Source organism: Flaviramulus basaltis, assembly GCF_900114265.1.
GTDB lineage: Bacteria > Bacteroidota > Bacteroidia > Flavobacteriales > Flavobacteriaceae > Flaviramulus > Flaviramulus basaltis.
Genome location: NZ_FPKV01000004.1, coordinates 149,131 through 169,015, shown reverse-complemented (window position 1 = coordinate 169,015; position 19,885 = coordinate 149,131). Strand labels below are relative to the sequence as shown.

At 31.3% G+C, this 19,885-nt stretch carries 19 protein-coding genes; 6 read left to right on the top strand and 13 right to left on the bottom strand.

Going from position 1 to position 19,885, the window contains the following annotated elements:
- Nucleotides 1-80 precede the first annotated feature (80 nt).
- From BT151_RS15785 to rlmD, 5 genes are all read right to left on the bottom strand, one after another.
- On the bottom strand, nt 81-1,169 hold the full coding sequence (locus tag BT151_RS15785) for an alpha/beta hydrolase (protein WP_072403322.1): 1,089 nt from the start codon (nt 1,167-1,169) through the stop codon (nt 81-83).
- Between the two features lie 128 nt (nt 1,170-1,297).
- Complete coding sequence (locus tag BT151_RS15780; protein ID WP_171946646.1) at nt 1,298-2,956, bottom strand: glycoside hydrolase family 5 protein; 1,659 nt, start codon at nt 2,954-2,956, stop codon at nt 1,298-1,300.
- 2 nt (nt 2,957-2,958) lie between these two features.
- Nucleotides 2,959-3,690, bottom strand: a complete 732-nt coding sequence (locus BT151_RS15775; RefSeq protein ID WP_072403320.1) for a DUF6048 family protein — start codon at nt 3,688-3,690, stop codon at nt 2,959-2,961.
- A complete protein-coding gene (locus tag BT151_RS15770) occupies nt 3,656-4,201 on the bottom strand; it encodes a DUF6452 family protein (RefSeq protein WP_072403319.1) in 546 nt (181 codons plus the stop codon). Before BT151_RS15770 ends, BT151_RS15775 begins: the two co-directional genes overlap by 35 nt.
- 23 nt (nt 4,202-4,224) lie before the next feature.
- Nucleotides 4,225-5,637 carry a 23S rRNA (uracil(1939)-C(5))-methyltransferase RlmD gene (gene rlmD / locus BT151_RS15765; RefSeq protein ID WP_072403318.1) on the bottom strand — a complete coding sequence of 471 codons (1,413 nt, stop codon included), beginning with the start codon at nt 5,635-5,637 and terminating at the stop codon, nt 4,225-4,227.
- Nucleotides 5,638-5,868: 231 nt separating this feature from the next.
- Between rlmD and rocD the strand changes: the two genes are divergently transcribed.
- Together rocD and BT151_RS15755 are read left to right on the top strand one after the other, a co-directional pair.
- Nucleotides 5,869-7,149 (top strand): ornithine--oxo-acid transaminase, encoded by a 1,281-nt coding sequence (rocD, locus tag BT151_RS15760; RefSeq protein WP_072403317.1) that lies wholly within the window; start codon nt 5,869-5,871, stop codon nt 7,147-7,149.
- Nucleotides 7,150-7,154: 5 nt separating this feature from the next.
- The gene (locus BT151_RS15755) at nt 7,155-7,613 is read left to right on the top strand and encodes a hypothetical protein (protein ID WP_072403316.1); all 459 of its coding nucleotides are present in this window, start codon (nt 7,155-7,157) and stop codon (nt 7,611-7,613) included.
- A gap of 68 nt (nt 7,614-7,681) precedes the next feature.
- Here the strand turns inward: BT151_RS15755 and BT151_RS15750 are convergent, their stop codons facing one another.
- From BT151_RS15750 to BT151_RS15740, 3 genes are all read right to left on the bottom strand, one after another.
- Nucleotides 7,682-8,014, bottom strand: a complete 333-nt coding sequence (locus tag BT151_RS15750) for a CCC motif membrane protein (protein WP_072403315.1) — start codon at nt 8,012-8,014, stop codon at nt 7,682-7,684.
- A gap of 9 nt (nt 8,015-8,023) precedes the next feature.
- Nucleotides 8,024-8,299 carry a DUF2752 domain-containing protein gene (locus BT151_RS15745; RefSeq protein WP_072403314.1) on the bottom strand — a complete coding sequence of 92 codons (276 nt, stop codon included), beginning with the start codon at nt 8,297-8,299 and terminating at the stop codon, nt 8,024-8,026.
- 69 nt (nt 8,300-8,368) lie between these two features.
- Nucleotides 8,369-10,279 carry a T9SS type A sorting domain-containing protein gene (locus BT151_RS15740; protein ID WP_072403313.1) on the bottom strand — a complete coding sequence of 637 codons (1,911 nt, stop codon included), beginning with the start codon at nt 10,277-10,279 and terminating at the stop codon, nt 8,369-8,371.
- Between the two features lie 171 nt (nt 10,280-10,450).
- On the opposite strand from BT151_RS15740, the gene BT151_RS15735 reads away from it, so the two are divergent.
- Together BT151_RS15735 and BT151_RS15730 are read left to right on the top strand one after the other, a co-directional pair.
- The gene (locus BT151_RS15735; RefSeq protein ID WP_317041252.1) at nt 10,451-10,657 is read left to right on the top strand and encodes a hypothetical protein; all 207 of its coding nucleotides are present in this window, start codon (nt 10,451-10,453) and stop codon (nt 10,655-10,657) included.
- Between the two features lie 2 nt (nt 10,658-10,659).
- Entirely contained in the window at nt 10,660-11,223 is a 564-nt protein-coding gene (locus BT151_RS15730) for a Smr/MutS family protein (protein WP_072403311.1), read from the top strand.
- Here BT151_RS15730 and BT151_RS15725 read toward each other — a convergent pair.
- A complete protein-coding gene (locus BT151_RS15725; protein WP_072403310.1) occupies nt 11,220-12,146 on the bottom strand; it encodes a hypothetical protein in 927 nt (308 codons plus the stop codon). The two genes, BT151_RS15730 and BT151_RS15725, sit on opposite strands and share 4 nt — an antisense overlap.
- Nucleotides 12,147-12,275: 129 nt before the next feature.
- Between BT151_RS15725 and BT151_RS15720 the strand changes: the two genes are divergently transcribed.
- Both BT151_RS15720 and BT151_RS15715 read left to right on the top strand, forming a co-directional pair.
- A complete protein-coding gene (locus BT151_RS15720; protein WP_072403309.1) occupies nt 12,276-13,418 on the top strand; it encodes a cysteine desulfurase family protein in 1,143 nt (380 codons plus the stop codon).
- Nucleotides 13,419-13,571: 153 nt separating this feature from the next.
- A complete protein-coding gene (locus BT151_RS15715; RefSeq protein WP_072403308.1) occupies nt 13,572-14,990 on the top strand; it encodes a hypothetical protein in 1,419 nt (472 codons plus the stop codon).
- A 4-nt stretch (nt 14,991-14,994) separates the two neighbouring features.
- Here the strand turns inward: BT151_RS15715 and BT151_RS15710 are convergent, their stop codons facing one another.
- From BT151_RS15710 to BT151_RS15695, 4 genes are read right to left on the bottom strand one after another with little or no spacing between them, the layout of a single operon-like run.
- Nucleotides 14,995-15,870, bottom strand: coding sequence for a 3-keto-disaccharide hydrolase (locus BT151_RS15710; protein ID WP_084647996.1), 876 nt, complete (start codon nt 15,868-15,870; stop codon nt 14,995-14,997).
- 11 nt (nt 15,871-15,881) lie between these two features.
- The gene (locus BT151_RS15705; RefSeq protein WP_072403307.1) at nt 15,882-17,411 is read right to left on the bottom strand and encodes a TolB family protein; all 1,530 of its coding nucleotides are present in this window, start codon (nt 17,409-17,411) and stop codon (nt 15,882-15,884) included.
- 16 nt (nt 17,412-17,427) lie between these two features.
- Nucleotides 17,428-18,063 (bottom strand): gluconate 2-dehydrogenase subunit 3 family protein, encoded by a 636-nt coding sequence (locus BT151_RS15700; RefSeq protein ID WP_072403306.1) that lies wholly within the window; start codon nt 18,061-18,063, stop codon nt 17,428-17,430.
- 10 nt (nt 18,064-18,073) lie between these two features.
- Nucleotides 18,074-19,783, bottom strand: coding sequence for a GMC oxidoreductase (locus BT151_RS15695; RefSeq protein ID WP_072403305.1), 1,710 nt, complete (start codon nt 19,781-19,783; stop codon nt 18,074-18,076).
- Between the last annotated feature and the right edge of the window lie 102 nt (nt 19,784-19,885).

The window sequence follows — 19,885 nt, the reverse complement described above, 5'->3', positions numbered from 1 at the left end:
ATTTTAAACAATATATTTAATAAAAAAAACCTGCTTTTAGCAGGTTTTTTTATTTCTAGGTATTTGTTTATTAACTAACCTCAATCTTTTAGCTTTATAAATGCTTGAGTTCTTCCATATGTTAATAAATCAAAACCTTCTATAATATTATTTGATTCTTTAAAATGAATATTAAAAAATGAAAATGTTGCATAAAAATGACTTTCAGAATTTGCTAAAAGCGGAGTACTGTTATTTGGTGAGAAAAAAAGTTTAAGTTGATGGTTCTCATTCTTAATTTCTAGTTTATCACCGTTTTCAAATTGATATTGTCCAACATATTTATTTAATGTTTTATTGTCTAATTTCAATTCATTTCTTTTAAAAACATATTGTAAACCTCTTGTGTAAGTTTCACTTTTTGTACCTGAGTGCCCTGTGTTTTCTAATACTTTTGAATGTAATTGAACATTTTTATAATTGCTACTCTTCATTTTATTAGCAAAAATAGTATAGTATGATTTGCCATTTTCAACATCGCCAACCGTCATATACACACGAACTGGTTTTGATAATTGCTTTTCTGAAAATGTTTTCTCTTCTTTATATAAAACACCGTTATCCCAACCTACAGCTGGACTTGCAGCAACAAAATTTGTAAACATTTCGGTATGTGTGAAAAGGGTATGCAAAGTAAATAAACCTCCTAACGAGCATCCCATCAAGGTTCTGTTATCGCTTGTTGCTTTATAATTGCTTTCAATAAATGGGAATAGTTCCATTTTTATGAATTCTAGAAATTTATCAGCACCAGCAGTTTCTATATTTCTTCCGTCATTAGTTGGTGTGTAATCTCGTGTTCGCAATACATCAGGATTAGGGTTTTCTCCGCCCCAAGTAACACCTACAAGTATTATTTCTGGAATAAAGCCATCATAATATTGTTCACCATAAATAGAAGTTACCAAAGGGAAATCCCATTGAGAGTCCATTAAATAAACAACAGGATACTTTTTTGTGCTATTTTCATAACCAGAAGGTAACCTAATTTCTAATTTATATTCTTGTCCTGAAACAATTTGTGAAGTAATTTTCCTTACTTGAGAACCTGGAATGGTTACTTCGGGGTAGTTTTGTGAGCTAAGTGTTAACGTGGTAATTAAGACTAGTAGAGTTGCTATTTTCTTCATTATTTAGTTTATTAAAATGTTGATTAGTATGGTGTTGTAATTTATTAAAAATAAGCAAAGCACATCTTATCACTTTAATAATTTTAAGTTTAAATTAACTTTTATGGAGCTAATTTTAAATAATGAAATTAATTTAAAGTATTTGTAAAAAGATCTATTAAAGGGCCATTTGCATTAGAAGTACTTGGTAAAGTATTGCCGCCGAAGTAGAGTCCAAAAGCATCTTCATGATAGGCATGATATGTAAAATGAATCTTATTTGTTATAATAATATCGAGCATATCCTCAACAAATTGTAAGCCACCTTTGTTATTTTCAAAGCAATGAATGCCAGCACCAAATTCCCCTAAATATAAGGGGGCTCCTTTTGCGTTTGCCCAATCCACATAGCGTTTAACAGACCATTCTAAATAGGCTTTATTTCGTTTTAAAATAGTTTCGGCATTGTAAAAATCTAAGCGTAATCTGCAATTTGCGGTAGCATCTACATTCTCACCTTTCATCCAACCACTTATTTGATATTGATAGCCTTGTTGTGGAATGAATCTAAATGAAGTTCCACTCATATTAGAATCTGAAGTTGCAGAAGAGATGTACAAACAAGAACTACTATTTATTCCTTCGTTATTAGAAAGACCGCCTTCACCAGAATCATTTTCACTCCAATAATTCCAACCTGAATCATCATCAAAATTAAATTCATAAATATCTCTTATAAAATTGCCAGTTTCATCGTATTCTTTGATAATTATATCATCAAAGTAAACTGTTCCATCAACATTTTGGCCAACTAAAGCAGGAACGGCATAACTAATTTGAGTATCATCAATAGTATATTTAATACCTTCAAAATAAGTCCAATCGCTATTTTCAGAGCTTAATTTATCATTACCAAAAATGGCGGTATACCATTGCCCATTGGTTATTTCAAGTATGTTTTCATCTGGGTATTTTCCGCCTTCACCTAAATTAGCCCAATCAAAAAGTTGATGAGTATATGTATGTGGATCGTATGAGTGAAATTCGTAAACCAAATTTTTGCCGGTTACTTGAGGGAAATTAAGATTGTCATCTACATCGTAATTACCTTCAACATAAATAGCTTTTTCAATAAAAATTAAATGATTTTCGTTTACTTCTCTAATGCCATTAATTAGCTTTTGAGCTAAGCTACTCCATTGGTTTATAGATTGTGTTGGTACGGGTTCGTTTACAGGACCAAATCCAGCTATTTGTACTTCATCTTTATATTTTTCTGCAATAGCTTTCCAAAGCGCTACCAATCTGTTTTGATTTTCAACATTATCCCAAAGGGCATCACCTTCACCTTGCGACTGATAACCACCTTGTGGCGCATGCATATTTAAGATTAAATAGACGTTGTGATTTTTTGCCCATTGAATATTTTGATCTAACCAATTCCAACCAGATTGTTTATAGGTATAAGGATTGCTGTCATCTTCAAAAAAAGTATAATTCATATAAAAACGAACAGCATTCATTCCCATATTTTTTACACGCTCAAAATCTAATTCGTTGTGGTGAGTTGTGCCAGGTGTAGACGAATTACTCCATATTTGATTACCAAAGGCAACGCCTTTTAAGTATAGGGTATTTCCATTCGCATCTACAATATCTGTCCCATTAAGTTGGATTAATGGATTTTTTGGAGTTTCTTCGATTGGTTCTTCTGGTTCTTCAATCGATTCTGGTTCTGTGCCTACATCGCTTTTTGAACATGATAAAAATATCAAGCAAAAAAGTGATATGTAATAGGCTAATTTCAATGTTATTTATTTTTTTTGTATAAAGGTATTCTGTAAGATAAGAAATAACTATAACCTGTGCCAATACTACTGCTATCATAAGTTTTACCAAACCCAGGAATATATACATTTTGAAAGTTGTTCGGCTCTGTCTCGCTTGCAAGCATTTTAAGTTGCACGTTAAGTCCCATGTATAAATTATTGAACAATTCTACTTTCAAGCCCAATATAACTTCTGCCCAAAAAGCTGTTAAGCCTTTGAATTCCTGTTTATCATTTGATGAAAATTGAGGATCCCAATATTGATTGGTGCTGTAAATTGTAAAGTTGTTTAAATCGTGACTAAAAGAACTTGCTCCAACACGAAAACCAAAATAAATCATGTTATCCATGTCTAACCAATTTTGATATGAATTGTAGTCTACTCCAGCTTTTAGGTAGGTTCCTGTGCTTGTAATATCCATATAATCGGTAACTGTTTTCTTTTCCTCAAAACCAATTTCTCCTGCAATATATAGACTCTTTTTAATACGATAATCTGCCAAAATTTCAAAACCACTATATTCATCATCTACAAAAGAGCGAATTAGCTTTCCAATGTCACCGCCAACACGAAGTCCGTATTTTAATTTTATGGCTGTGGAATCGTTTTGAGTACTTAAAATACTATCATTTTGTGCATTAACAGACACACAAAACATTAGCATAAATACTAAAATTTTAATGTGTAATAGTAAAGTGTGCTGTTGTTTCATCTTCTACAGATTGGTTATCGGTTACAGGTTGTCTAGAAATCATCCATTTATCACCATCGTCTTGAATAGTGAGTGTTACATTTTTAAAAATAGTTTTATAACCACAAGCACGGGAAACATATACTTCTTCTCGACTGTAACTTATTGTAATAATATCTTGGTTGCTGCCATCATAAAAATCATCACTTGCATCTTCAGGTGTTCCATTATCATTAATAAAAGCATCAATTATAAGTGCATATTCTGTTGTGTTGTCATCAGTTTTTAGTGGTAAAACAATCTGATTAGTATCAACTATATTGTATCCTGGCAAAACAAAATCATTGTCAATACCGCCAACTACTAAATCGAATGCATTTTTTTTGTTTTCGGGATTAGCTGCATCATAAAGGTCTATAATTAAACGCGGGGTAGTAGGAGTGTTTTCTGGACAGATATCGTCGCGCTCGCAACTAATTGATAGAGCAACTATCAAAAGCATTGGGATTATTAGAATTTTAAAATATTTCATTTTTTAATTTTAAATAGATGTGTCTATCTTCTTTCCAAAAGTACAACATTTTCCACATGAAAAGTTTGCGGAAACATATCTACAGCTTGGGTTTTTATTACTTTATATTGCTTGTCCATTAACTCTAAATCTCTAGCTTGTGTTGCGCTATTACAGCTTACATAAACTATTTTTTTAGGTGCAATATTTAATATTTGTTGAACCACATCTTTATGCATACCATCACGTGGTGGATCTGTAATAATAACATCTGGTTCACCATGTGTTTTAATAAAACTGTCATTAAAAACATGTTTCATGTCACCCACAAAGAATTCAACGTTATTAATATTATTTAATTGTGCATTTTCCTTAGCGGCTGTTATAGCGTCTGGTACAGATTCTACACCAATAACTTTTTTGGCTTGTTTTGCAACAAATTGTGCAATAGTACCAGTTCCTGTATATAAATCGTAAACCAGTTCTTCACCAGTTAAATTTGCAAAATCACGTGTTATTTTATATAATTCAAAAGCTTGGTCTGAATTGGTTTGATAAAACGATTTGGCATTTATTTTAAATTTTAAGCCTTCCATTTCTTCAAAAATATGATCGTTGCCTTTGTAACAAATCACATCTTGATCGTAAATGGTATCGTTTGCTTTTCCATTAATAACATATTGCAAAGAGTTTATTTCAGGGAAATTTTCGGCGATAAAATCTAACAATAATTCACGTTTTACTTTATCTTCTTTAAAAAATTGAATCATCACCATAATATCGCCTGTACTTGAGGTACGAATCATCATGGTACGCAATAAACCTGTTTGATTTCTAGTATTGAAGAATTCTAAATCATTTTTAATTGCAAACTGTTTAACCGCATTTCTAATGGCGTTTGAAGGATCTGCTTGTAAATGGCATTTGTTTAGATCTAAAATTTTATCCCACATTCCTGGAATATGAAATCCTAGTGCATTTTTATCTCCTAAATCTTTATCAGATTGAATTTCTTCAAGTGTTAACCAACGGCTATCACTAAAAGAAAATTCCATTTTATTTCTGTAGAAATATTGATTTTCTGAACCTAAAATAGGAGTGACCTCAGGAAGTTGAATATGGCCAATCCTTGTTAAGTTATTAGTAACTTCTTTTTGCTTGTAAAATAACTGATGTTCGTAAGCCATATCCTGCCATTTACAGCCACCACAAACTCCAAAATGCTCACAAGCTGGATTAGTTCTTTTATCTGAAAGTTTATGAAAAACTGTCGCTTTCCCTTCATAATAGGCTTTTCGCTTTTTAAAGGTTTGCACATCTACCACATCACCAGGTACTGCATTTGGTAAAAAAATCACTTTCCCATCTGGTGCTTTAGCTATAGTTTTACCTTTAGCGCCTGCATCAATAACTTCTACGTTTTCAAAAACTTGTTTTCTTGCTTTTTTTCTAGACATGCTGCAAAAATAATAATAGCAATAAATAAATGTCACTTTATTTCTATTAACTTTAAAGGATTAAAAAATATTTTTATTAGAAGTATTGAATTTGGGTTTTTGCAAGCCGTTTTTATTTAGTAATTTGCACCCACTTAGGGATGATTTCTTTCCCACGCTGCTTTTTCGAACTCATCGAAAGAATAAAGGTAGATAAGGAATGGTTATTTTATTAATTTAAAACAAATTAAAATGGCTGTTTTAGACCAATTAACTTCGCAACAAGCGATAGATTTAGAAAACAAGTATGGCGCTCACAACTATCATCCGCTTCCTGTGGTATTAACTAGGGGAGAAGGTGTTTATGTTTGGGACGTAGAAGGAAAGCAGTATTACGATTTTTTATCGGCTTACTCTGCAGTAAACCAGGGGCATAGTCACCCAAAAATCGTGAATGCTATGGTGCAACAAGCGCAAACATTAGCATTAACATCTAGGGCATTTTACAATGATGTACTTGGAAAATATGAAAAATTCGCATGCGAATTTTTTGGATTTGATAAACTCTTACCAATGAATACGGGTGCTGAAGCCGTAGAAACAGCTTTAAAACTTTGTAGAAAATGGGCTTATGAAGTAAAAGGAATTGAAGAAAATGAAGCTGAAATTATTGTTTGCGAAAACAATTTTCATGGACGTACCACAACTATTATTTCTTTTAGTAATGATCCTGTAGCACGTAAAAACTTTGGGCCATATACTAAAGGATTTATTAAAATAGAATATGACAATCTTCAAGCACTTGAAAATGCTTTAGAAAGTAATCCTAATGTTGCTGGATTTTTAGTAGAACCTATACAAGGTGAAGCTGGAGTTTATGTTCCAAGTGAAGATTATTTAGCAAAAGCAAAAGCCTTATGTGAGCAATACAACGTATTGTTTATTGCAGATGAGGTACAAACAGGTATAGCCAGAACAGGGCGATTATTAGCTACTTGCGGTAATTGTTCTTGTGCTGATAAAAATTGTTCTAGTACGCCCGATGTAAAACCAGATGTTTTAATTTTAGGAAAAGCCATAAGTGGTGGTGTATATCCTGTGTCTGCAGTTTTAGCAAATGATGCTGTTATGAATGTTATAAAACCAGGAAATCATGGTAGTACTTTTGGTGGAAACCCAGTTGCAGCAGCTGTAGCTATTGCAGCTTTGGAAGTAGTAAGAGATGAAAAACTAGCTGAAAATGCCTTCGTTTTAGGTGAATTATTTAGAGCTGAATTAAACAAATATATAGAAACTAGTAAAATTGTTAATTTAGTTCGTGGTAAAGGTTTACTAAATGCAATAGTTATTAATGATGATGAAGATAGCAATACAGCTTGGAATATTTGTTTAGCATTACGAGATAATGGATTATTAGCAAAACCAACACATGGAAATATTATTCGTTTTGCACCACCTTTAATAATGAATGAAGAACAGTTATTAGACTGTGTTGGTATTATTACAAAAACACTTAAACAATTTGAAGAATAAATAGTATGGAGGAAAAATCAGCATTTGAAACTTTTGAACTAGAGCTAACTGAAGATATAAAAGGTCTTCTAAAAGAAACCACTTCATGGAGTTATTTTTTATCAATATTAGGTTTTATAGGTATTGGTCTTATGGTAATTTTTGGAATATTTTTTGGAGCAATTATGAGTACTAGAGCATTAGGAGATGTTAATCCGTATGCTGGCTTAGGTTTTTCAATGGGATATTTTGGACTTATATATGTTGTTCTAGCCTTAGTTTATTTTTTTCCTGTGTATTATTTATTCAATTTTTCTAGAAAGATGAAAACGGCATTAAGTAATACAAACAAGGATGATTTTAAATTGGCATTTACTAATTTAAAATCTCATTATAAGTATATAGGTATTTTTACTATTACTATTATAAGTATTTATATTTTGATTTTTATCATAGGAATATTTGCTTCAATTTCTTCATTCTAAAAAAATAATACATAAATAAAAAGCGACCATTTGGTCGCTTTTTATTTATGTATTTGATTTATTTTATATTATTGATTTTGTTGCATTTCTTCTAGCATCTCCATGTATTTATCTTTCATGTCCTCTAATTGACCGGTAAACATTAAATATAAATATATAACTACAATTATTAAACTTAGCACAAGACCAATAATTGCTATGATTTTAGCAGTTTTTACTTGACCATAATTACTATAAGATTCAGGGCTCTCTTTATAAGTTTTTTCATCTTTTTTAGCAAGAAAAAAAGCTATTCCCGATAATACTAAGCCTCCAAATCCACTTGTACAGCAACAGCCTATAAAAGAGATTATACCTAAAACAATACTAATCGTGGCATTTGGTAATTTTTGTTGTTCCATGTGTGATTTTTAAATGATTATTTTAATAATATAGCTTATTACAATTGTAGCTACTGAAATAATTGCTAGTGCTCCAATTACTATATTCGAATTTTTAAATTTAAAGAAAATATTTAAGCCAATAGTTAAAAAAAGAGCAATTAAACTGTAAATGGCAGGATACATATAAAATGCTTCAACGAATTCACCTTGAAAAATTAGAGAAAGTGCCCGTTGTATGCCACAACCCATACACTCAAAACCAAGTAGTTTTTTGTTTAAACAGGGTAACATATAATCTTCCATAAACTTATATAATAGAAATTATGATGCGCTAAAATACTAAAAGCGAATTAAGAAATAAATAAAAGAAGTTTAATTATTTTTATTACTAACAACTACTTTCTTATTGAAAATTTGATTATTTGAAGATGTAATTTTAACAATATAAACACCATTACTAAATGATTTTGTTGAATAGCTGTATTCACTTTTCGTTGAATTTATTTTGTCTACTAAAACTTTTTTTCCAGAAACATCAAATACATTTATAGATTTTATAGATAAGCCAGTTGGATTAATAAGTTTTAACTGTGAAATACTGTTATTTTGCAATATTTCAAAATCAGTGAATGTATTATCTACAATATCTAGACTGTTTTTTGCAAAGGTGATTTCAAAACGATTGTTGTGAATTCCGCTATTTAAAGTAACTTCCAAAGTGCCGTTTTTAACATCTGTATATGTGTTATTTTCATTATCAAATACATAAACACTTACACTTTCTGGAATGTCTTTTAGTTTATGAATTTTAATGTTAAACAAAGTATTGTCTTTTGACGCCTTAAGACCAAAAGGTATCCTTGTGCTTTCATCATAATTAATTGATTTAATAACCAATTCTTTATTACTAGAAATTAAATAAGCATCAGAGCTTAATTCATTTATGTTACCACCATCATAAAAACGATTATAAGTATTGTTATCTGGAGTAGTCTCTCTAAATGCTATGACGTTTTCTTTATAAAAGGTGTTATTTATATATGTGTGAAGTCTTATTTCTGGAACAATAGTTGGGTTTTCAATAATAGATTTGTAGTCTAAACCATTATGAGACATAACAACAATTTCATTTTCAGTATCTTCATTATTTTTTGAATTTCCATTTTTAGCAAAAATAGAACCATTACCTATAGCATTTGAATCCTCAGGTAAATATAGACGCATAGAATTATTAAAAGTTACAAGACCACCATTGGTAACATTATTGCTTTGTATTACAAACCCTTGACCTACAGCAGCAAATCGTCTTGCATTATTAGTGCTATAATCTGTGGTATTTAATGTAGTCGTGCTGTTTGTACTTCCATCTTGGTTGTAATCTTCAAAAGCAGCTGTTGCGTATGTACCGTTATCTGCTAAATTTACTAATTCTCCTGGTGTGTAAACTCCATATCCACCTTCATAATCTGCTAAGTAATGAGAGTTTTTTACTTTTTGTTCCCAAAAAAATATTTCACCACTTAAAATAGTTGCAGCTGCTGTACCTCCGTCCGCTATACTAGTATTACCTATAATAAATAGTTTTAAATCTAAAGCAGAAGGGTAAGGGTTACCTGTTAATGTTTCTGCGGTGTCTAGTGTTCCAGAAGTTGGTTGATTGTCTGTGCCATCAAAAGCACAACTTACCGTTATAGTACCATTATTAGGTCTTCCTCTAAAATCTAAAACATTATTTGGGTTTGTGCTTCCTTTAAGTGTGAATCCATAACCTGTATCTATTAAACCTGTATCAAAAACTTGATTCCAACTGTAGTATCCTTCTCCATCAATTAGAGTATAAATCCAATAATTGGAAAGTTCTGTTGCAGTTCCATTATAAGCTGTTGTGAATGAGTAAGCAATTGATAAAACATTGGTTACATCAGTGTCGTCATCTGGATCATGAATATTTGTACCATCAAAGACTACATTATCTTGTACAGTTCCATCAATACTAACTCCTACTGGTGAACACCAATAATTATACTCATATACGTTTGTGGTTTGGTTTTGATATATAGAAAGCTCTCCAGCATCAGAATTTTTTGTGTCTGTGTTTTGTATAAGTTGAGCATCACCTCTAAAAAACAAGTTTGATGTTGGGGTTTCAAGTCTAATATCATCATTTACGAAAACGACAACATCTCTAGCATATAAATAGCTATTATCAGAAACATATAAATCTTGGCTAAAAATAAAATTAGCAGTTAATAACAGTAGGAGAAAAGTGAATTTGTTGAGCATACAAATAAAAACTTAGTTATATATTAACAAATATACCATTTATCTATAAATAAGCGTATTTTAACGAATTAAAAATGCATTTCAACGAAAATTAATTTTTGAGTCAATTAATGAATTACTCTATGAGTATAAATTTTTAATGTAATTTTGTGGTTTGAATTTTAATAATTTATGATGAAATATTTAAACTATATTTTAATTATTGTTGGTGCTTTTGTAGCTATGTATGCTAAAGCAGGAGCAAATCAAAACCAATATATACTAATTTGTGGTATTGTTTTACTTATGATTGGTGTTTATAGAATATCTAGAAATATACCTAGTAAGCGTGATGTCGAAAATGATAATAATGATGATAAGAAATTAGAAAACGAATAGTTATGACATTTAAAGTGGGAGATTTTGTTTTGGTTTTAGATGAAGATTTATCTGGTGTTGTGAAAAAAGTATTAGGTGATACGATTTCAATTGAAACAGAAGAGGGTTTTTTAATTAATTTTAAAAGCAATGAACTTGTGAAAAAGCAAAAAACACAATCACTTAAATCTGAGTTATTCTTACACGACAATATAAATGATATTGTAGTTGAAAAAGAATCTCACAAAAGAAGAAAACAAGTTAAAACGAAGGCTAAAGAGCGTTATGAGCCTACAATGGAAGTAGATTTACATATTAATCAATTAATTAAATCTCCAAAAGGAATGAGTAATCATGACATGTTAACACTTCAATTAGATACTGCTAGGCGTAAACTAGATTTTGCAATATCTAAAAGAATTCAAAAAATAGTATTTATTCATGGTATAGGTGAGGGTGTACTCAAAATGGAATTAGAATATCTTTTTGGACGCTATAATAATGTAAAATTTTACGATGCTAACTACCAAAAATACGGGTTAGGCGCAACCGAAGTTTACATTTTTCAAAACGTAGCTACAAATTAGTTAAATGTTGGGGTAATCTTTCTGCTTTTAGAACTAGTTGGAATAGCACTAGCCTCTAAAACACCAAATTCAAACTCATCGTAGGATATCAAACCCAAATCAATATTATAAAGTGTTAAGGTTACTATATAGCTTTTTGATATGGTATGTTCTCTATAAGCAGTTGCAGGAACTGTATTAGCTACAAGAGGGTTTAAATAATCTGTTATTTCACCATTGGTAAGGTCGTTAGCTGGGTTATTATCAGAAGAATCGTTTTCTTCATCACGCGTTAAAACACCATCACCATCATCATCATCATCTAAATAATCTGGAATACCATCACCATCTGTATCCTGTGCATCACTAAAATCGCCATCGCCATTTGGGTCTGGGTTTTCATTTTTTGTTAAAACATTATCACCATCATCATCTGCATCAATGTAATTAGGTATAGTATCTCCGTCGGTATCATCATCAGTTAAATCATCATTACTGTTTAAGTCTTCAAAAGCTGAAGGGATATCGTCAAGATCGTCTTCGGTTAAAACTGTTTTTAGTAATGCTGTGCCGCTTGTGCTTTCTGTGTCATCAACAATTTCTACTTCAGAATTTGGGATATCATTACAAAACAAATCATTTGGGAGTTTTGTGTTACTATATGTTCTGTAATTAAATGGGTTTGTAGAGTTTATTGTAATAGTTCTTTCAAAAGTATTATTAGTACCAACGGTAAGAATTTGAGTAAGTGTTAGGTTGTTAATTCTTAAAGATAAAGATTCTGATGGGTCATCTTTGGTTTTATATAATACTAAACTATTGCTTCCTTGACAAGCTTTAAAAGAATCTTCAAACTCTAATTCTACAGTAATAATATCTCCATCATCACATGAATAAATAAACAATAAACTTACAGATAGAAATAGATAGAATACCTTGCGCATTGTGTTTGGGTTTTAAGGCAAAAATAATAGAATTGTTATTTATAACGTAGCTTATTGATAATAATTTTATTTCAAGTATTTTTGGTCTTTCAAACTGATGTTTTTTTAACTTAAAATATAAACAAATAGATGAATCCAATATATTTTGATAATGCTGCTACTACACCAATGCGAGATGAAGTTGTAAATGCCATTATTGATGTTATGAAAAATAGTTTTGGAAACCCATCATCTTCACATAGTTTTGGTAGATCATCAAAAACGTTAATTGAAAAGTCTAGAAAAACCATCGCTAGTTATTTAAACGTTTCTGCGAGTGAAATTATATTTACATCTGGTGGTACAGAAGCAGATAATTTGGTGTTAAAAAGCGCCGTTAAAGATTTAAAAGTAAAACATATAATTACTTCAAAAATTGAACATCATGCTGTTTTGCACACAGTCGAAGAACTTCAAAAAGATTATCATGTATCTGTAAGTTATGTGAATTTAGATAGTGATGGGTGTATTGATTTTTTACACTTAGAAACTTTACTAAAATCAGAAGAAAAAACGCTAGTAAGCTTAATGCATATTAATAATGAAATAGGAAATATTTTAGATTTAAAGCGTGTTGCGAATTTATGTAAAGCGAATAATACCTTATTTCATAGTGATGCAGTACAATCTGTAGGACATTATAAATTGGATTTACAAGAGATCCCAATTGACTTTTTAGTTGCTGCAGCTCATAAATTTCATGGGCCAAAAGGCGTAGGTTTTGCTTTTATTAGAAAAAACTCTGCTTTAAAACCTTTGGTTATAGGAGGTGAACAAGAGAGAGGTTTACGAGCTGGTACAGAAAGCGTTCATAATATTGTAGGTTTGGAAATAGCTTTAAAAACGGCTTACGATAATTTAGATAAAGAAAAACTTTATGTTAAAGAACTAAAGGAATACTTTTTAAATAAAATAAAAAAAGAAATACCACTTGTAGCTTTTAATGGCTATTCTTCAGATTTTAAAAAGAGCACATACACGCTTGTAAATGTATGTTTACCAATATCACAAAAAAAGGCCGCTATGTTATTATTTCAGTTAGATTTAAAAGGTATTGCATGCTCTAGAGGGAGTGCATGCCAGAGTGGTAGCTCGAAAAAATCGCATGTTTTAACAGAGATTTTAAGTAATGAAGATTTAGAAAAACCATCAATTCGTTTCTCATTCAGTATTTTTAATACTAAAGAAGAAGTAGATTATGTTATTGGTGTTTTAAAAGAGTTTGTTGATTAAAATAAAGTCTTTTCTGTATTTCACATTCAGATTATTAAATTACAATATAGACATTTTTTTTAGGTCGTAATTATTATTATATGTAGTATTTTTTGTACCTTTACTTTAGTTAGCCTCCCAAATTAACCCTATTAACTAATTAACAAATTTATTATGGATAATAGATTTCTCTGTTTTGCTGTGTCCTTATTTTTTCTTATTGGTAATAATACTTTTTCTCAGGTTGGAATTGGCACAACCAACCCAGATCCATCTTCTATTTTAGAGATTGAATCAACAACCCAAGGTATGTTGGCACCAAGAATGACTACTGCACAGCGAATTGCTATTGCTACACCTGCTGAAGGTTTATTGGTTTTTGATATTGATGAGAATGTTTTTTATTTTTACGATAGCACCAACTGGTTGCCATTAGAAGGTGCTGAAAAACGAGATAATTACAAATTAATAAAATCTGATGCTGATTTAGCTGATGAATTGACTGCAGGAGGAGGAACAGAATATTTACTCGACACAAATACATTATATGAGATTAATGGAACTATTAATTTAGCTGTTCCTATAAATTTAAATAATGCCTATATAATTGGGGAGGATACAAATGAAGATGTATTAGTTGGTTCTGGAGATATATTTTCAGGTAGTTCCGGTGGTTCTGTAAAAGGGTTAACTTTGATAGCTGCAAGTGGAAATGTTTTTAATTTAGTAGGAACAGGAGTTGAAGCACTTACATTTAGAGATTGTATTGTAGCTAATTCTAGTTCAGTGGGTTCCATATCCAATTTTAATCTTGTTTTTTTAAGTATAATTCAATATCTTAATAATACAAATGGTATTACTTATACTAATATTAGTCAATTACTTTTACAATCTACAGGATGGGATAGTTCAAATGGAGGTATTTATGAAACATTTGTTGGAGTATTCGATGTAATAACAAAACAAGGAGGTTTTTGTAATATTACTACAGCAACTGCAGCTGTTGATGTAACTGGGATTACTTTAATAAATGGAGGAGCAGGAATGCGGATTGTAGATTTTTATGGTGGAGGTAATTACATAAACGGGAGTTCTCCTTATATAGGATATAATTTCACTAGAGATTGGGATATAAATAGCCCTGGAATATTAGTTGAAACAGACGATGTTGCAACTGGCGATATTAACTTGAATTATGCCATTGGATCAGGAGCTCCAACTACCTTTACAACTGGTGTTCCAAAAAAAATAGAAGGAAATACGGCGTCTAATAATTTATTTAGGTTCACTAGTGCTACCAATAACAGAATTGTTTATGATGGTAAAAAAACAAGATACTTTGGTGTTACAGGAAGTTTATCTTTTCAAGGGAATAATAATAATGCAATATTCATTTTCTATTTAGCAAAAAATGGTGTTGTTATACCAAATACAAGAGTTTACAGAGAAGTTGGAGCTAATAATGATGTTGGAGCAGTTTCTATAGTAGGATCAATTCAAATGTCTCCTGGCGATTTTATTGAAGTTTGGGCAGAACGTTTTACTGGTTCTGGAAACTTACTTACAGTATCATTAAACGTAATAGCTAGATAAAAAATTAAAACTCTGGAAATTCATCCAGAGTTTTAATTTTTATATGTCTGTAATATATTTCTGCACCTTCAACTTGTAATTGTATTTTCCCTTTTGTGAGTGGTTTAGTAATACTGTCAATAGTAATTCTTGAGTTTTCTAAAATCATAGTTACAGCACCATTTACAACATGTGCACTTTTGTCACCAAAAGTATATAAATCTAATGTATTCCATTCTCCTGTTGGTTTTTCGGCATCAGGAAATTTCTTTACATTTCTACCTAATTCACTACCATCACCAAAATGACGTAACTCACCTTTCGGGTTGTATTGATATAAACTATCTGCACGCATTTCGGTTCTAACATTCACTTGTGCTCCTGCAATTCCCCAATAATCCCCACAATCTCCTTCTTGTACTTGCATTTCTTGAGAGCGTAACCAAAAGCCAGCTTCTGTACCTTGTTCTCCATTTCCATGATAAAGAATACCACTATCTCTAACAACGTCTAAACGAGGTGCAAATTTTAATGTTCCCCATTTAAACTCAACTTGCAAATGATAATTTTCAAATTCATCAACAGTAGAAATGCCACCATAAACTTCTCCAGACAACCTTAAAGCAGCTTCTCCATCAACTTCAACAACAGAAAACACCTTTAAAGAATCATTGTTTATACCAAAAGGTTTATAATTAGTAAGTGCTTTTTGATTCCAAATATCTTGACCTTCTTCATAATGCATACCTAAGTTTGTATCCCAGCCTGTTAAATCTTTTCCGTTAAATAAGCTAATCCATTTATCTTCTTGCGCTATTTCTTCCTTTTGATTTTTATTGTTTTTGCAATTTAAAACAAATGAAAAAAGAATAATTACTAATAATTTAATACTGTTTTTCATAAGTCTTTAGTTTAATTGCTATTAGATACAAACGAAATATGCTTACTATCTTTACTCCAACTAGGAACATTAATGGTTCCTTGTCCGCCATATAAATATGCTATGATTTTTGGTTTTTCGCTTAAATTAGTTGGCATTAAACGTAATGTACAATGTTTGTAGAAAGGATGATCACCAAATGGAATAGTAGGAGGAAAGGAAATAAAAGCTATCCATTTTCCATCTGGAGAAATATGTGGAAACCAATCTTTTGCGTTTTCATCAAAAGTTAATTGTTTAGGGTTACTTCCATCGGCATCCATACGCCAAAGTTGCATATTTCCTGTTCTATTGGAGTTGAAATAAATATATTTTCCGTCAGGTGAATATTCACTTCCATCATCTAAATCTTTAGTATCTGTTAACTGAAACTCTTCACGGGTTTCAATATCACTCCCATAAATATCGTATTTACCTTTTCTGTTTGCTGTGTAAATAATGGTTTTATTATCTGGTGAAATACCATGTAAATAGGATGCACCAACACCATCATGCGTAATTTTTCGTGGAATAGAATCGCCTTTAGGATCCATAATATAAATTGAGGATGTACCATTATCATCTTGATTGTGATGACTAATGCCTAATAATTTTTCGTCAAAAGAAAAAATATGATCGTTATTGTTATTAATGGCAAAACCTGTATTTATTTGCTGAGATTCTCCATTTTCAAATGTATAGCGATATAAAAATCCGTTTGAATTATAAACCAGTTCTTTGTCATTATTAACCCAATTAGGTGCTTGTATGGAATGTGCAGAATAGAACAGGGTTTTGCGAAGTCCAGTTTCAACATTCATAGTTTCCATATAACTTCCTATATAATCTCTATAAGGTTGAAAGTCTGGTGCAGCAGGTTTTATAATTCTAACATTACTAAAAATAGCTTTTTCAATAACATCTTCATTATGTGAACATACATATAAACCAACAAAAGCTTCATTTCTTAAAGAAACACCTTCTAGCTTTGTGGTAACTAAAGAGTCTCCAAATTTGGCTGTAGACATGTAATAATCGTTTCCTCTGCGTTCTAATTGAACCACTTGAGGCATTTTATCTAAAGATTCAACAATTTGTTCGGTTTCACCACCATCGATTTTTCTGTATTGTAACGATGTTAAACCATCTCCATGAATTGAAGCATGAACTTCGGGCGAATTGGCGCTTAAATTATTACGAACCATCCAACCAATTTTTCTGTGAGGATCGACACCATCACCTATAAACTGAACATGAGCTCTTAAAATAAAGTCACCCTGAATAGATTTGTATACATATTGAAATTGATCTGTACTTCCCCAGACATTTATTCCAGAACCACTTATGGTATATTCCTGTGTATCAGAATTAAAGTCTATGGCGCCTTTATTTTTAGGGTTGCCAATATTGGTTTGATTTTCAAAAACACCAAATTTTGCTGAATGAGTCATAATATTTTGGCTAGTTAAAATTTGATTGTTATAGATAGTAACAATTAAACAAATTGCAAATAATTTTTTCATAATTATGGATTGTTATTTATAAAGACCAGTCTTTTCCTCCTGTTAATTCATCTAGATTACCACAAGGAATATAAACTCCAGGTATTGGATCGTAGGCTAAAATGTTTTCGCCAACCATTTCAGAACTTTTATAACCTAAAACAGACATGGATCTTATGTTGTTTAATAAATCGAACTGTAAAGCATCTTCAATGCCATTTGTAGTTTGGTTTTCTGATGCTTTATAGGTTTCTATTTGTGCTTCCCAATTTTCTAGTTTGACTTCATCAATTTTGAAATATGTGGACAATAAATTATCATAATTTTCAGGATTTACGTCATTGATATCTTGATTGTATTCTGTTTTAATGGTATTCATTAATAATGAAAACTCGGTTTTAAGATGTGTTTTTTCTTCGGTTTCAAAAGTTTCATTTACAAATGCATCTATAAATTGAGGTACATTAACATCTAAAGCTCCTGGTGTATCTGTTTTTGGTAAAATGATATCAACAAGTTGCTGTAACACCATACCTTCTTCAATATTAAAAAATGCAGGAACCCAAGATTCAGTTTTATTTTGACAGCTTTGTAATAAACTTAAAATAGTAGGTGTGCTTACTACAAAACCTAATGATAGCCCTAAATTTTTTATAGCTTCTCTTCTTTCCATAATAATTTAATTAAAGATTCATTTTTTTAAGTTCATTTACTGCAAAATCGACTGCTCGTGCAGTAAATGCCATATATGAAAGTGATGGATTTTGACATGCTGACGAGGTCATGAAAGAACCATCGGTTACAAAAACATTTTTGACGTTATGTAATTGATTGTGTTTGTTTACTACTGACGTTTTAGAGCTATGTCCCATTCTAGCAGTTCCCATTTCGTGAATACCAAGCCCAAAACCAACCTCTCTATCATCTGGAGCAACATCTTTAAAGCCAGCTTTATCAAAAATTTCCATAGCTTCAACAATCATGTCTTTACGCATGTTAATTTCGTTTTCTCTATATTCTGCATCAAAGGTTACTGTTGGTAATCCCCATTGATCTTTTTTATCATAATCTAAATAGAATTTGTTTCTGTGGTCTGGAAGTGTTTCGCCAAAACCTGTCATTCCAATTTGCCAGTCTCCAGGTTCTAAAATGGCGTTTTTGAAATCTTTGCCATAACTTAATTCTCCAACAGCATTTGTCCAATCTGTTCTACTAGCACCACCTTGAAGTCCGTAGCCTCTTAAAAAGTCTTTTTTATTTGTATCTCCACCTAAATTTTGAAAACGGGGAATGTAAAATGATGTTGGTCGTCTGCCTTTATAGTATTTATCTTTAAAACCGTCAACTTTTGCAGTTGCTCCAGCTCGAAAATGATGATCCATTATATTATGACCTAATTCGCCAGATTCGTTACCCATTCCGTTAGGAAATGTTTCAGATTTTGATTGCATTAAAATTGAAGTGGATGCTATAGCTGATGCACATAAGAAAATAACTTTGGCTTTAAATTCAAAAGTTTCTTTAGTTTCAGAGTCAATAACTTTAACACCTGTTGCTTTTTTAGAATCTTTATCATACATCACTTCATGTACAATTGAGTTTGGTCTCATAGTCATGTTTCCGGTGCGTTCTGCTGCGGGAAGTGTTGAAGAATTACTACTAAAATAAGCTCCAAAAGGACAGCCTCTAATGCATCTATTTCTAAATTGGCATGATGTGCGTCCTTCAAATTCACCACCCGTTAAATTTGCAGTTCTACTTATGGTGACTAATCTATCTTTGTAATTTTCGGCAGTCTTATTTTTTAAATGATCTTCAACACAGTTTAATGGCATTGGTGGTAAAAAATTACCATCGGGTAAATGTGGTAAACCTAAGTTTTCTCCACTTACACCAATATAACTTTCAACATAATCATACCAAGGTTTTAGCTCTTTATAGCGTACAGGCCAATCAATACCAATACCTTCTTTTGCGTTTGCTTCAAAATCTAAATCTCCAATTCTGTAACTTTGTCTTGCCCACATTAAAGAGCGACCTCCAACATGATATCCTCTAATCCAATCAAAACGCTTCACTTCGTTATATGGATGTTTCTCATCATCAACAAACCAATGAGCACTTGCTTCATTTATTGTATATCCTGTTCTGCTCTGTTTTATTTGCTTTCCAAGTTCGCTTGCGGGTAATTTTCCACCGTGTTTAAAATCCCAAGGATCTTTTCCCATAGTAGGGTAATCGGTAATATGTTTTACCATTGGTCCTCGTTCAAGCACGAGTGTTTTTAATCCTTTTTCACAAAGTTCTTTAGCGGCCCAACCTCCAGAAATTCCTGTGCCAACAACAATAGCATCATATTCCTCTAAAGGGGAATTGTAATAAAATGTATTCATATTTAGTTAGTTGATAAAGTTTGATTGATTATCAATGGTTTAGTTAACTCAAATATAAAAAATACTATTATATATTAATTGTCCTATTTTGTCAATAGGTAA